Origin of the sequence: Nocardia acididurans (assembly GCF_016741815.1) — a bacterium.
GTDB classification, from domain to species: Bacteria; Actinomycetota; Actinomycetes; order Mycobacteriales; family Mycobacteriaceae; genus Nocardia; species Nocardia acididurans.
The window spans coordinates 186,829-200,548 of sequence record NZ_JAERRJ010000009.1; the positions used below are offsets into that span (position 1 = coordinate 186,829).

Annotated in this window: 12 protein-coding genes; 6 read left to right on the forward strand and 6 right to left on the reverse strand. The window is 67.1% G+C overall.

Going from position 1 to position 13,720, the window contains the following annotated elements; genetic code table 11:
* The first annotated feature begins 27 nt into the window (after positions 1-27).
* From JK358_RS24055 to JK358_RS24065, 3 genes are all read left to right on the forward strand, one after another.
* Positions 28-1,341 carry a TrbL/VirB6 family protein gene (locus JK358_RS24055; protein ID WP_201950803.1) on the forward strand — a complete coding sequence of 438 codons (1,314 nt, stop codon included), beginning with the start codon at positions 28-30 and terminating at the stop codon, positions 1,339-1,341.
* A 10-nt stretch (positions 1,342-1,351) separates the two neighbouring features.
* Entirely contained in the window at positions 1,352-1,864 is a 513-nt protein-coding gene (locus JK358_RS24060) for an ImmA/IrrE family metallo-endopeptidase (protein WP_201950814.1), read from the forward strand.
* Positions 1,865-1,937: 73 nt separating this feature from the next.
* A complete protein-coding gene (locus JK358_RS24065; protein ID WP_201950816.1) occupies positions 1,938-2,972 on the forward strand; it encodes a hypothetical protein in 1,035 nt (344 codons plus the stop codon).
* Between the two features lie 530 nt (positions 2,973-3,502).
* Here JK358_RS24065 and JK358_RS24070 read toward each other — a convergent pair.
* Positions 3,503-3,919, reverse strand: coding sequence for a helix-turn-helix domain-containing protein (locus JK358_RS24070; protein WP_011207048.1), 417 nt, complete (start codon positions 3,917-3,919; stop codon positions 3,503-3,505).
* 379 nt (positions 3,920-4,298) lie between these two features.
* On the reverse strand, positions 4,299-5,465 hold the full coding sequence (locus tag JK358_RS24075) for a steroid 3-ketoacyl-CoA thiolase (protein WP_201950826.1): 1,167 nt from the start codon (positions 5,463-5,465) through the stop codon (positions 4,299-4,301).
* Positions 5,466-5,597: 132 nt separating this feature from the next.
* On the opposite strand from JK358_RS24075, the gene JK358_RS24080 reads away from it, so the two are divergent.
* Positions 5,598-6,860 carry a cytochrome P450 gene (locus JK358_RS24080; protein ID WP_201951460.1) on the forward strand — a complete coding sequence of 421 codons (1,263 nt, stop codon included), beginning with the start codon at positions 5,598-5,600 and terminating at the stop codon, positions 6,858-6,860.
* 134 nt (positions 6,861-6,994) lie between these two features.
* Here JK358_RS24080 and JK358_RS24085 read toward each other — a convergent pair whose 3' ends face one another.
* From JK358_RS24085 to JK358_RS24100, 4 genes are read right to left on the reverse strand one after another with little or no spacing between them, the layout of a single operon-like run.
* Positions 6,995-7,411: a nuclear transport factor 2 family protein gene (locus tag JK358_RS24085; protein ID WP_201950829.1), complete on the reverse strand. Its 417-nt coding sequence runs from the start codon at positions 7,409-7,411 to the stop codon at positions 6,995-6,997.
* Positions 7,408-8,577 (reverse strand): thiolase family protein, encoded by a 1,170-nt coding sequence (locus tag JK358_RS24090; RefSeq protein WP_232851841.1) that lies wholly within the window; start codon positions 8,575-8,577, stop codon positions 7,408-7,410. Before JK358_RS24090 ends, JK358_RS24085 begins: the two co-directional genes overlap by 4 nt.
* Positions 8,578-8,630: 53 nt before the next feature.
* The gene (locus tag JK358_RS24095; protein WP_201950834.1) at positions 8,631-9,707 is read right to left on the reverse strand and encodes a thiolase family protein; all 1,077 of its coding nucleotides are present in this window, start codon (positions 9,705-9,707) and stop codon (positions 8,631-8,633) included.
* A gap of 12 nt (positions 9,708-9,719) precedes the next feature.
* Positions 9,720-10,643, reverse strand: coding sequence for a Zn-ribbon domain-containing OB-fold protein (locus JK358_RS24100; RefSeq protein ID WP_201951473.1), 924 nt, complete (start codon positions 10,641-10,643; stop codon positions 9,720-9,722).
* 167 nt (positions 10,644-10,810) lie between these two features.
* Between JK358_RS24100 and JK358_RS24105 the strand changes: the two genes are divergently transcribed.
* Together JK358_RS24105 and JK358_RS24110 are read left to right on the forward strand one after the other, a co-directional pair.
* Entirely contained in the window at positions 10,811-11,869 is a 1,059-nt protein-coding gene (locus JK358_RS24105) for an LLM class F420-dependent oxidoreductase (RefSeq protein ID WP_201950836.1), read from the forward strand.
* 169 nt (positions 11,870-12,038) lie between these two features.
* Positions 12,039-13,664, forward strand: coding sequence for an acyl-CoA synthetase (locus JK358_RS24110; protein WP_201950837.1), 1,626 nt, complete (start codon positions 12,039-12,041; stop codon positions 13,662-13,664).
* Positions 13,665-13,720 lie beyond the last annotated feature (56 nt).

Here is a 13,720-nt window from a genome sequence, read left to right on the forward strand (position 1 = left end):
ATGATCTTTGGTCGTGCATTGCGCTTGGTGGCAGTGACCGCAGCTGTCGCCGGTTCGGCGATGCTCGGGCCGGTCACCGCCGATGCGCAGCCCGGCGGCCTCGACCTGGAGCCCGCGCCCGCGAGCGACGACCCGGCCCTGAGCGTGCCCGTGCCGCAGGCCGCCGCCCCCGGGCAGGTGAACGGCGCTCCGGGCCAGGTGAACGGCATCGCCCCCGGACAGGCCGGTGGCGCGATCCCCGTCAATCCCGTCGCCGGGCCCGATGACGTCCTCGCCGCCTTGCTCGGTCTCGGCGCGGCCGGAACCGGTTCGGCCGCACTGGGTTCGGCCGCGGTCGGCTCCGCCGGAATCGGAGGGCTGCTCGGCACCGGTTCCGCCGCAGTGGGTTCGGCCGGTGCGACGACAGGCTCCGCCGTGCTCGGCACCGGTTCGGCCGGACTCGCCACCGGCTCCACGGCTCTCGGAACCGGTTCGGCGGCAGTGGGTTCCGCCGGTGCGGGCACCGGATCGGCGCTGGGCTCGGCTGCGGTGGGTACGGGCTCCGCACTCGGCTCGGCGGGCGCCGGTACGGGTTCGGCTCTTGGCTCCGCCGGTATCGGCACCGGCTCGGTGCTCGGAACCGGTTCGGCCGCAGTGGGTTCCGCTGGTCTCGGCGCTCTCGCTCTGCTCTTCGGCACCGGCTCGGCCGGTATCGGCTCCGCCGCCGTCGGTTCCGCGGCGGTCGGCTCCGCGGGTCTGGCCGCCCTCTGTACCGGTTCGGCCGCCGTCGGTTCCGCCGGTATCGGTTCTGCTGCCCTGGGTTCCGCTGCGGGTGGCTCTGCCGCCGCGGGTTCCGCCGCCACCGGTTCGGGAGTCGGTTCCGCCGGTGTCGGTTCGGCCGAAGCCGGTTCCGCCGCAGTGGGTTCGGCGGCCGTGGGCTCGGCCGGTGTCGGTTCCGCGGCCGTCTGCGCCTCACCGCTGCTTCTGCTGCTGTTGATTCCGCCGCCCGAGCCGGAGGTACCCGCGATCCCGCTGGAGATCCCGCAGCCGCCCGCGGCTCCGGCGATTCCGGCGCCGGTCGTGCCGGTGGTGGCTCCGGAGGCTCCCGCCCCGGAACCGGAACCGGCGGCCGCGCCGCCACCTCCGCCACCGACTCCTGTTCTGGCACAACCGATGCCGCAGGTGCGGCCGACCTCGAGCGACAGCCCGCTGCCGCCCATCAAGGTGCTGTCGGTGATCGGCGGCCTGGTGGCGTTGACGCTGGTGGGTGCGGGCTCGGGTGCGGTGAGCTTCCAGAGTGCGTCGGCGGCGCAGGGGCGCATCGACGCCGCGCGGGCCGCGTTCTTCGGACCGAGGCTGTGAGGGGACCGCGATGACCGAGAGCAAGGCTCATAGCATCGGGTCCTACCGCCGGGTGGCGGCGGCGGTGGACGCCGTGTGCGCGGTGGCGGCCGATTTCGACGCCACCACCCTCGACGAGGTGGTGCTCGCCATCTCCGCCGAGCGGCGTCGGCCCATCGAAATCGCCAGTGCCCAACTGGGTCCCGGCGTCTGCGGTCAGCGCCGCAGCTATCCCGACCGGGATGTGATCGTGCTGGCCACCTCGCTGCCCAGCCGCGACCACACCCTCGCGCACGAGCTCGGCCACATCGTCTTCGACCATCCGGGCGAGGCGGCGACCGAGGTGGTGCTCGAAGCCAGCGATGATCTCATCGCCTACATGCTCAGCCAGCGCGCCCACCAGAAGGTCGTCGACCTGGGCGAGGACGAGCAGTGCGAATGGGAGGCGGAGACCTTCGCGAGCATGCTCATGACCCGACTGCGTGTGTTCAACAGCCGGGGCGCAGGCGTCTCGGTCCTTCGATTCGACGAGGCACTCGGATGACCGAGTCAGGCCCCGGAGGCGGCAGCGTGCGTAACCACGGAGGGGCCCTCGGACATCCGCAGGAGGGCGCGGCATGATGTTCTGGTTGACGGCCATGTTGGTCTGGATGGCGGCCGGGGCGCGAGTGGGCCGGGTGCTGGTGAAACCGGCGACTACCGCGCGGGTCGCGATCGTGGTGGCGGTGGCCGCGGTGGCGGCCGCGGTGACCATCGCGATTCCGGATGTCGCTGTGGCAGTGGATCATGCGGCGAAGAACGGCATCCGCGGGCAGTGGTTGTCCGATCGGGCGACCACCTCGGCGTGGATTCTCTTCGCTACCGCCACTTCGGTGGTGGCGGCCGCCGCGTGGCCGGTGGTCTCGCGCCGGAATCTGCGGCAGATCGCCTGGATGATCTACGCGGGCGGCGCCATCGCCATGGCGCTGACACTGCTGTGGTCCATCACCTTCGGCTGGGTGATCGTGCTGCTGGAGTCGCTGTTCATCGTGGTCACCGGCGTGCGCAATCTGGACTGGACCACCCTGGGCCGTGGTATCGCCCTGTATTCCTCGGGCACCGCGCTGGTGGGAGTTCTTGCGGCACTGTCGATTCGGCGTGACGTCATGGATATGCCGATGGCGCGCCCCGGCGCCGAGGACTGGTTCTGGCCGGCGTGGCTGGTGGCGAGCCTGCTCATCGCGGTCGGCGCGGTGTGGATCGTCATCGAGATGTGGTGGCGAGCCCGCCTGCTGCTGAAGCAGATTCGCACCCTGCACCGGGTGCTGATCGGCCGCTTCCCGGAGGTGGTGGCCAAGGATCAGACCGGATCGGCCACACAGCTCAAGGCTTCCGATCAAGTGGCGCAGATCATGGACGCGCTCTATCTGCAGTCGGGTGGCGGTATGGAGCTGGCCGCGGCGGGCGCCCCGCCCGAGTCGGTGACCGAGCGGGCCGAGCGGGTGGCCCGGTGGGCGCGCAATCCGTTCGGCGACGTTCTCATCGACGGCCGTTGGATCGCGCCGCCGCCGGGTGTGGGTCCGCGCGGGTGGGTCCAGGCGATTGCCCGCGCCTTCGACGCGGAGGCTTCGAGCGGTACTCCGACCGCGAGCCGTAGCGCCGCACAACGCTGAGTACAGATGTCGCTGCGGGGCCGAGTGGGATGTCCGCGAGGCCCCTGCGCGCAGATCTCGGGAAGATCAACATCGATAGGTTGAACCCCGTGGAACTATGGGGTTGACACCGACACAATTCGTACCGGCCGGTCCGTCTCTTTTGTGTCGGATTACGAATGTCGCAATTGCGCCGGGCTATACGCGGCACAGTATTCGAATCGTCGTTTTGGTGCATTCGCCGCGAAACGCGCACAGCACTCATAACGACATAGTGCACAAACTCGTTGGTTTGTGTCCCGGTGTGACCCGGGCATGGCAACGCCAGGATTGTGCATAGTGCACCAGGCGCAGCGTCGTACGCCACATGGCCTCAGCGCCCTGAGACCGGTGCAACACACTTCACCCGAGCCGAATGGATCAGTGGGTCGGGGACGCGGCCCTGCAAGCCGCGCCCCGGCCCGCTCCTGGTACGGCCTGGAGCAGTCCTGTTACAAACCAACACAGTGCGGCCTCCGAGCTAGCCGCACTGTGTTGCCTTGAGACGGGGCCTATTCCGTGCCGTCCGGAGGAATTTCGGGCAGGCCTTCGCTTGCCCGAAGCTTCTCCGCCATGGAGGTGAGGAGGTTCTGAGATTCTTCGGAGAGGTCGAACGCCCTGCTCGACAACCGACGAAGTCCGTAGCCCTGCAGCTGGGACAGCAGCTCGAGATCGTGATCGATCTTCGCCGCGTAGATGTCGTTGAAGAAGTAGTCCGGTTTGACCTTGAAGAACTTCGCCAGAGCAGCCACCGTCTCGTCGGACGGATTCGTGCGCTGTCCCGACCGCAACTGCGAGAGATACGGTTTCGAGATCGGATGGCCTGAGGCCGTAAGCGCAGCCGCCACCTCTGCGTTGGTGTGCGGCTTTCGCCCGGGGGGATGCACGGTTTCGAACAGCTTGTTCAGCCGCGCCGCGAAATCAGCCATTGTGAGCCGCCCAATTCCCTTCGCTGTACTAACAGTCGTTATCTCGGATACGTATCATTGATATTAGCGGCTCAGTAACTGAAAACCTACGCCTGATTCGCGATTTCCTTGAAGCTTCTAGGCGGTGATCCTGTGAAGCGTCCGTGGCTTGGGCGTTTGCGGGCCACCCCCACGGTTCTTGCCGAGCGCTTAATGGTGCCGGTTCTGGCCCGTCGCGAGGGTCTTCCCGGACGGGCCGCCAGTAACCATAAGATAGCTGACGTCTCATCTTCTTGTCTGTACCGGAGATTGTGTGGTGTACGCCACTTTTCGCGGCGCCTGGGATGAACGTTCAACCTGGCCGCAACGGACCCCAACTGGCCCAAAATGATTGAAACGGCTACAACCTCTCGATGATGGTTCCCGTCGCGAGTGCGCCACCGCAGCACATGAGGATCATGGCGGTGCTCTTGTCCGACCGCTCGAGTTCGTGCAAAGCCGTTGTGATCAACCGCGATCCGGTGCTGCCGACCGGATGGCCGAGCGCGATCGCGCCGCCGTTCACGTTCACCCGGTCGAAGTCGGGCTTGTGCACGTTGGCCCAGGACAGCACGACCGAGGCGAAAGCCTCGTTGATTTCGAACAGATCGATGTCGTTGATGCTCATACCGGTCCGCTCGAGCAAGCGCTCGCACGCCTGTACCGGTCCGTCCAAATGGAATTCGGGCTCGCCGCCGACCAGGCACTGCGCCACGATGCGAGCGCGCGGGCGCAAACCCTCACGCTCGGCGGCCTTTTCATCCATCAGCAGCACCGCCGCCGCGCCGTCGGACACCTGAGAGGAGGTGCCGGCGGTGTGAATTCCGCCCTCCAGCACCGGCTTCAGCTTGGCCAGGCCCTCGCGGGTGGTCTCGCGCAGTCCCTGATCGCGCGTGACATCCATGGTCTCGCCGGTGAGTTCGCCCTCCTTGGTCACCTGCGGGGCATCCTTGATGGTGAGCACCTCGCGGTCGAACCGGCCTTCGGCCCACGCCTGCGCGGCCAGGCGCTGCGAGCGCTCGCCCAGCTCCTCGACATCGTCGCGAGTAATGCCGCGCCGCTTGGCAATTCGCTCCGCGGCCCCGAACTGGTCGGGCATGTCCAGGTTCCACGACGCGGGGCGGCGCGGACCGGCGTGCGTTCCGACGTTGGCGCCCAACGGAACATGGCTCATGGACTCGATGCCGCAGGCCAGGCCGACCTCGATCGCGCCCGTGGCGATGAGGCCCGCGACCAGGCCCGCGGCCTGCTGCGCCGAACCGCACTGATTGTCGATGGTGACCGCGCCGGTCTGCCACGGCAGCCCCGCGTGCAGCCAGGCGGTGCGGGTGACATTGTTCGACTGCTCGCCCACCTGCATGACGCAGCCGCCGATGACCTGCTCGACCAGGGCCGGGTTGAGCTCGGCCCGCTCCAGTACGCCCTTCTGGGCCGCGCCCAGCAGTTCGGCGGCGTGCAGCCCGGCCAGCCAGCCGTTGCGCTTGCCGATCGGAGTGCGGCCGGCCTCGACGATGACGGGTGTACCCATTGGTTTCCTTCCGACGCGGAACTGCAACGAGTTCCTTAGAGGTAACTTAGGCCGCTTAACGGCTCCTTCCCTAGTTTTACCGCCTATGCTTCAATAGCGGTAGAACGTGTTTCAGTTAGACGAAGGAGTCAACTGGTGGTGGATACGCATGCCCGGCCCGATGTGCCGGACGGATTCGACGTCACCGACCCCGATCTCTGGGCCCAGCGCGTGCCCGTCGACGAATTCACCGAACTCCGTAAAGCGGCTCCCATCTGGTGGAATGCCAAGTCTCCCGAGAAGGGCGGCTTCCAGGACGACGGCTTCTGGGTGGTGAGCAAGCACGCCGACGTGAAGGAGGTCTCACGCCGCAGCGACGTCTTCTCCACCTACGAGAACACCGCCATCCCGCGTTTCAACGACGAGATCACCCGCGAGCAGATCGAGATGCAGCGCTTCGTGCTGCTGAACAAGGACGCTCCGGAGCACACCAAGCTTCGCAAGATCATCTCCAAGGGCTTCACGCCGCGCGTCATCAACGGCATGCGCGCCGAGCTGAAGGATCGCGCCGAGAAGATCGTCAAGGCCGCTGTCGAATCCGGTTCGGGCGATTTCGTCGAGCAGGTCGCCGCCGAGCTCCCGCTGCAGGCCATCGCCGACCTCATCGGCGTGCCGCAGGAGGACCGGATGAAGCTGTTCCGCTGGTCCAACGAGATGACCAGCTACGACGATCCCGACAGTGATGTCGATCCGATGGTCGCCTCCACCGAGATCCTCGGCTACTCCTGGCAGATGGCCGAGGCCCGCAAGGCCTGCCCCGCCAATGACATCGTCACCGAGCTCGTGCAGGCCGAAATCGACGGTGAGGCACTGTCTTCCGAGGAATTCGGCTTCTTCGTCATGATGCTGGCCGTGGCCGGCAACGAGACCACCCGCAATGCCACCACGCACGGGATGCTCGCGTTCATGGAGAACCCGGAGCAGTGGGAGCTTTTCAAGAGGGAACGCCCGAAAACCGCTGCGGACGAGATCATTCGGTGGGCGACGCCGGTGAGCATGTTCCAGCGCACCGCCCTCGAGGACACCGAGCTGTCGGGTGTGCAGATCAAGAAGGGCCAGCGCGTCATCCTGCTGTACCGCTCGGCCAACTTCGACGAAGAGGTCTTCGAGGACCCCTTCACCTTCGACATCACGCGCCAGGACAACCCGCACCTGTCCTTCGGCGGCACCGGCGCGCACTTCTGCATCGGCGCGAATCTGGCACGTCTGGAAGTCGACCTGATCTTCAACGCCATTGCCGACCACATGCCGGACATCAGCGCGCTGGGTGATCCCAAGCGGCTGCGTTCGGGCTGGTTGAACGGGGTGAAGGAACTGCAGGTGGATTACACCGGCGGGTGCCCTGTAAAGCACTGACCCACAACGCATTGCGGCGAGCGTCCGGATACTGGACGCTCGCTTTATTTTGTCACCGTGACGGGGCGCAACGAAAAGGCGGGCGACCGGAAACCCGGTCGCCCGCCTTGCCCTTCGGACCCCAACCGAAAGATCTAGGCCGGTTTCATCGTCGCCATGGCTCGCTCCGTCTCCCAGAACGCCCGCAGCGCAAGGATTTTGCCGTCCTCGGCCACCCGGTAGGTGAACACGCCCTCGGCGTCGATGATCTGGCCGCCCATGGTGGTGCGAATGCGGCCGGTGAAGGCCACCTCACCACCGCAGGCGAAGGAGTCGTCGAAGAGGAACTCGATGGACTCGGTGGGGGCGATCGCCTTGTCCCAGAACGCCGCAATAGCTTCCGGGCCGCGATGGCCCTTGCCCTCGGGGTCGAAGAAGGACGGGCCCACCGGGTCCTCGACGATGCCGTCGGCGGCGAACAGCGCGACCCAGGCGGCCTTGTCCTTGGCACGCACCGCGGCCTGCGAGGCGAACCCGGCGACCCGCGCCGGATGCTCGGTGGTCGTCGTCATGACGGCTGCTCGCTTCCCACGACCCACATCGAAAAGTACTGTGAGCCACCACCGTACGCATGTCCGAACGCCTTGCGGGCGTTTTCGACCTGGTAGTCGCCGGCCCGGCCCATGACCTGCTTGGCGGCCTCGGCGAAACGGATCATGCCGGACGCGCCGATCGGGTTGGACGAGAGCACGCCACCCGACGGATTCACGGGAAGCTTTCCGCCGATGGCGGTTTCGCCCGCATCGGTGAGCTTCCAGCCCTCGCCCTCCGGCATGAAGCCGAGGTTCTCCAGCCACATCGGCTCGAACCAGGAGAAGGGGACGTAGATCTCGGCCGCGTCGATCTCCTCCAGCGGATTGGTGATCCCGGCCTGCTTCCACAGCGCGGCGGCCGCGGCCTGCCCGGCCTTCGGGTTCACCTGATCGCGCCCGGCGTAGGCGAGCGGTTCGGTGCGCATGGCGGTGCCGTGAATCCACGCCACCTTCTTGCCCTGCGCCTCAACGGCTTTCGCCGAGGCTTCGTCGCCGATCACGATGGCGCACGCGCCGTCCGAGGACGGGCAGGTCTCGTCGAACCGGATGGGATCCCACAGCATCTGCGAGGCCATCACCGACTCCATGGTGATATCGGGCTGCTGCAGATGGGCGAACGGGTTCTTCGCGCCGTTACGGCGATCCTTCACCGCCACCATGGCGCCGATGTGCAGCGGCGCGTTGGCGCGGCGGATGTAGGCGCGCACGTGCGGGGCGAAGTAGCCGCCCGCGCCCGCGCCGACCGGCATGGTGAAGGGCACCGGATTCGACAGCGCCCACATGGCATTGGATTCCGACTGCTTCTCCCAGGCGATGGCAAGCACCTTGCCGTGCACGCCGCCCTGCACCATGTTCGCGGCCACCACGCCGGTGGAGCCGCCGACCGAGCCCGCGGTGTGCACGCGCAGCAGCGGCTTACCCGTCGCGCCCAGGGCGTCGGCGAGGAAGAGCTCCGGCATCATGGAGCCCTCGAAGAAGTCGGGGGCCTTGCCGACCACCACCGCGTCGATCTCGGCCATGGTCAGACCGGAATCGGCGAGGGCGCGGTCGATGGCCTCCCGGACCATGCCCGCCATGGACACGTCCGACCGCTTGGTCACATGATGAGTTTGTCCGGTGCCGAGCACCGCGGCGGGGAGTGTCAGCCCACCCGTCGCCCGACCGCCACCCCCCACCGAATCGCTGCGCGATGCTGTGCTCATTTTGCCTCCAGAGTGGCGACGAGGTTCTGCTGCAAGGCGGGACCGGAACTGGCGTGTGCCAGTGCACGATTCGCATTGCCGTTGAAGATTTCCCGGGCGGCGAAGCCGATGCGCTCCAGGCCCGCGGCGAACATCGGATTACCGGACAGCGCGCCGCCGGACGGATTGATCCGGGTGGAGCCGTTCAGGCCGAGCGCCTCCTTGAGGATGACCTCCTCGTGGCTGTACTGCGCGTGCAGCTCGGCCACGTCGAAATCGGTTGCGCCACCGTTGATCGCGGCCTTGGCGGCACGCGCGGTGGAGTCCGAGACGGTCAGGTCGCGAGCGCCCAGCACCGGGGTGTCGATGTAGTGCGCCATACCGGTCAGCCAGGCCGGGCGATCGGTCAGCTCGCGGGCGCGGTCGCCCACGGCCAGCACGATGGCCGCCGCGCCGTCGGTGATCGGCGCGATGTCGTGGGCCCGGAACGGATTCGCCACATAGTCCGCGGCCAGCAGCTTGTCGACATCGGTCTCGGTGCGCGCGGTGGCGGAGGCTCCGATGCGGGCGGCGTCGGCCGCACTGCGCGCGGCGATCTCGGCCATGTCGCGCTCGGTCCAGCGGCCCGCGTCCAGGCCCGCGCGGGCCTGCAACCCGGCCATGGAGACGGCGTCCGGCCACAGCGGCGCGACCAGGTACGGATCGGTCTGCAGGGTCAGCACCTGCCGCAGGGTGCCCGCCGACGGCTTCCCGAAGCCGTACACCAGGGCCGTCTGCGCCTGTCCGGAGCGCAGTTTCACCCACGCCTCGTACAGTGCCCACGCCGCGTCCATCTCCACGTGCGACTCGTTGATCGGCGGCACCGCGCCGATGGAGTCGATCGCGGAGATGAACGAGAAGGCGCGCCCGGCAAGGTAATCCGAGGAACCCGAGCACCAGAAGTCGATATCGGACTTGGTGATGCCGAGCTTCTCGTACAGCTCGGTGAAGCACGGCGCGAGCATCTCCACGCCATTGGTGGTGCCGAAGGTCTCCGGCACGTGCGGTGCGTGGGCGAAACCCACCACCGCGATATCGGTTGCGTTGTAGGTCAACGTGATCAGCCCTTAGAGGTGGTGCGCGAAGGAGTCGAACTCGGCATCGGGTTCGCCGGTGGGGCGGAAGTGGTCGATATTGCCGATGGACAGGCCCCACTCCTCGCGCGGCTTCCAGACGGCCTCGACGCGCAGACCCATGCGGACCTCGCTGGCATCCAGGCCCAGCACCAGGTGCAGGAACGGAATGTCCGCGCCGTCGAGCAGGATGTAGGCCGCCACGTACGGGGGCTTGATGCGCTGGCCCATGAACGGCACGTTCACGATGCAGAAGGTGGTGACGATGCCCTTGTCGGACACCTCGACGTAGTCGTCGGTCGGCTCGCCGGTGCGCGGGTCCGCGCCGCGCGGCGGGAAGTACACCTTGCCGTCCATCTTGGCGCGCGCGCCCAGCAGGCGGCCCTCCATGATGGCCTTCAGGAATTCGCCTTCCTGCGGCGCGGCGGTGTGCTTGAAGGACAGGTCGACGGGCGTGATGAGCCCGGTCACCGCATCGCCGCCGTCGCCGGAATAGGTTGGGGCCTGCGAGGTTTCGCCCGGTTCGAAGCATGCGATGTCGTGGATGTCGCCGGTGCGCTCGGCCGCCCAGCGGGCGCGCACCCGCAGGCCGGTCGAGATTTCGTCCGGTGCGGCCACGTCCACCGCGTGCAGGATCGAGGTGTCGGCCCCGTCCAGTTTGATCAGCGCGTAGGCGAACGGCCGGTCGAAGGGCTGGCCCGGCAGCGGCTCGGCCACCCAGGACCAGGTCTGCACGGTGCCCACGTCGGCGACGTCGACGAAATCCGTCAGCGCCTCCGAGGTTTTCGGGTCGTATTCGGCCGGCGGCACGATGACCCGCCCGTCCGAGCCTCGCACGCCGACGACCTTGCCGGAACGCAGTCCGGTGAGGAACCGTCCGATGGTCGGTCCGGTGGAGCGGGTGTAGTCGAATTGCATCCGCAGCGGTGCGGACAGTATCTCGGTGTTCCCCAGAGTCACGAGATCGAGTAGAACAGGTTCTAAGAACGGTCGCAAGAGTCAGCTCTACAAGGGTCATGTTCCTGCCAACCCCACAGGTGGGGGAGCACGGGAGCGGACGCCCGGTCCCGAAGGAAGGACGCCACATGCGTTTCGGTTTGCAACTCGGATATTGGGGCGCGCAACCGCCCGCCAACGCGCCGGAGTTGATCAAGGCCGCCGAGGAGGCCGGATTCGACGCGGTGTTCACCGCCGAGTCCTGGGGATCGGACGCCTTCACGCCCCTGGCCTGGTGGGGTTCGGACACCACGCGGCTGCGGCTCGGCACCTCGGTGGTGCAGCTGTCGGCGCGCACGCCCACGGCCACCGCCATGGCGGCCCTGAGCCTCGATCACCTCAGTGGCGGCAGAGCGATTCTGGGACTCGGCGTTTCGGGCCCGCAGGTGGTGGAGGGCTGGTACGGCCAGCCGTTCGCCAAGCCGCTCGCCCGGACCCGCGAATACGTCGACATCGTGCGGCAGGTGCTGGCTCGCGAGGGCAAGGTGACCAGTGCCGGGCCGCACTATCCGCTGCCGTTCAACGGTGCGGGCGCGAGTGGCCTGGGCAAGCCGCTCAAGTCGATCACGCATCCGCTGCGTGCGGATCTGCCGATCTGGCTGGGCGCCGAGGGCCCGAAGAACGTGGCCCTCACCGCCGAGATCGCCGACGGCTGGCTGGCCATCTACTACACGCCGCGACTGGCCGATATGTACAACGAGTGGCTCGACGAGGGCTTCGCGCGCCCGGGCGCCCGGCGTTCGCGGGAGGACTTCGAAATCGCGGCTACCGCACAGGTTGTCATCACCGAGGATCCGGAGGCGGCGCTGGCCTACCTGCGGCCGGTGATGGCGCTCTACATCGGCGGCATGGGCGCGGAGGATATGAACTTCCACGCGCAGGTGTACCGCCGCATGGGCTACGGCGAGCAGGTCGACGAGATCACCCGGCTGTTCCGCTCGGATCGCAAAGAGGATGCGGCCAAGGCGGTTCCGGACGAGCTCATCCACGACACCATGATCATCGGCAACGAGGCGCACGTGCGCGAGCAGCTGAAGGTGTGGGAGTCCGCGGGCGTCACCATGCTGCTGGTGGGCGTGCGCGATCTCGATCAGATGGCCAAGCTGCGGCCGATCATCGAGGCCGAGAACGCCGCGAACCAGCGGTAGAACCTGTTTCGAATTCTGAACCCGCCCGGAATGGTCCGGGCGGGTTTTCCGCCGTGGTATTCCCTTTCGGCATACTTGGCCGTAATCTGTGGCGGGGGACACATCCGGTCGATCGACCAAGAAAAATCTGTGGCTTGTCACACACAAGAACACGTTCTATTTTACCTGTGTGAGCTACAACATTGCGGACCTTGTCGAACACACCATCGACCTCATGCCGGAACGCGTCGCGCTCGCCGATGACACCCGTTCGGTGACCTACGCCCAGCTGGAGGACCGGGCCAACCGGCTCGCCCACTACCTGCAGGAACAGGGCGTGAAGCCGGGTGACAAGGTTGGCGTGTACTCGCGCAACACGATCGAGGCCGTCGAGGCGCTCGTCGCGATTTTCAAAGCGCGCGCGGTCATGATCAACGTGAACTACCGGTACGTCGAGAACGAGTTGCAATACATCTTCAGCAACTCCGACATGGTGGCTCTCATTCACGAGCGCCGCTACGCCGACAAGGTGGCCAATACGCTGCCGAACGTCCCCGGCGTGAAAACCGTCATCGCCGTCGAGGACGGCACCGATCTGCCGCTGGGTGAGGGCACCGTCGAATACGAGGCGGCCATCGCCTCCCAGCACGGCGAGCGCGACTTCGAGGAGCGCTCCTCCGACGACATCATGATGATCTACACCGGTGGCACCACCGGCCTGCCCAAGGGCGTCATGTGGCGGCAGGAGGACTGGTGGCGCGTGCTCGGCGGCGGCATCAACTTCTACACCGGCGAATTCATCCAGGACGAGTGGGAGCAGGCCAAGGGCGGCGCGAGCGGCAACTCGCCGATGGTGCGCTACCCCATCCCGCCGCTGATCCACGGCGGCTCGTTCACCGCCACGCTGCACAGCCTGTTCGACGGCGGCAAGGCCGTCATGCTGCCGGAGTTCTCCGGGCACAACGTCTGGCAGGCCATCGACCGGCACGGCGTGAACATGATCTTTATTACCGGTGACGCCATGGCCCAGCCCATGCTCGCCGCGCTGGCCGAAGGCAACCCGGAAACCGGTGCGCCGTACCAGCATTCGAGCCTGTGGGTGCTGGCCTCCAGTGCCGCGCTGTTCTCGCCCACGCTCAAGGACCAGTTCATCGAGAAGTTCCCGAACGCGCTCATCACCGACTCCATCGGCTCCTCGGAGACCGGGTTCGGCGGTCTGTCGGTGGCCACCAAGGGCACCACGCACACCGGCGGCCCGCGCGTGAAGATCGACGGGTCCACCCAGGTCATCGATGACGAGGGCAATCCGGTCGAGCCGGGATCCGGCAAGGTCGGCCTGCTCGCGCGCAGCGGCAACATTCCGGTCGGGTACTACAACGACCCGGTCAAGACCGCGGAAACCTTCAAGACCTTCAACGGGATTCGCTACTCCATCCCCGGCGACTTCGCCCGCGTGGAGGAGGACGGGACCGTCACCATGCTGGGCCGCGGCTCGGTGTCCATCAACTCCGGTGGCGAAAAGATCTACCCCGAAGAGGTCGAGGGCGCGCTCAAGGCGCATCCCGAGGTGTTCGACGCGCTCGTGGTCGGCGTGCCGGACGAGCGCTGGGGCCAGCGGGTCTGCGCGGTCGTGCAGTGCCGCGGCGAGGTGCGGCCGACGCTCGAGGAACTGCGTCCCGTGCTGAGCCAGGAGATCTCCTCCTACAAGATGCCGCGCAGCCTGTGGTTCGTGGACGAGATCAAGCGCAGCCCGGCCGGCAAGCCCGACTACAAGTGGGCCAAGGCGCAGACCGAGGCGCGCGACGCCGACGAGTGAGGCCGATGTGAAAGTTGTGCCCGCCTGTTGCGAAACAGGCGGGCACCCATCGTTTT

What these genes read in the sequence shown, in the direction of transcription:
- JK358_RS24085 (WP_201950829.1), bottom strand. Translation starts at nt 7,411, where the DNA reads ATGACGACGACCACCGAGCATCCGGCGCGGGTCGCCGGGTTCGCCTCG.
- JK358_RS24065 (WP_201950816.1), top strand. Translation starts at nt 1,938, where the DNA reads ATGATGTTCTGGTTGACGGCCATGTTGGTCTGGATGGCGGCCGGGGCG.
- JK358_RS24070 (WP_011207048.1), bottom strand. Translation starts at nt 3,919, where the DNA reads ATGGCTGATTTCGCGGCGCGGCTGAACAAGCTGTTCGAAACCGTGCAT.
- JK358_RS24100 (WP_201951473.1), bottom strand. Translation starts at nt 10,643, where the DNA reads ATGCAATTCGACTACACCCGCTCCACCGGACCGACCATCGGACGGTTC.
- JK358_RS24060 (WP_201950814.1), top strand. Translation starts at nt 1,352, where the DNA reads ATGACCGAGAGCAAGGCTCATAGCATCGGGTCCTACCGCCGGGTGGCG.
- JK358_RS24105 (WP_201950836.1), top strand. Translation starts at nt 10,811, where the DNA reads ATGCGTTTCGGTTTGCAACTCGGATATTGGGGCGCGCAACCGCCCGCC.
- JK358_RS24075 (WP_201950826.1), bottom strand. Translation starts at nt 5,465, where the DNA reads ATGGGTACACCCGTCATCGTCGAGGCCGGCCGCACTCCGATCGGCAAG.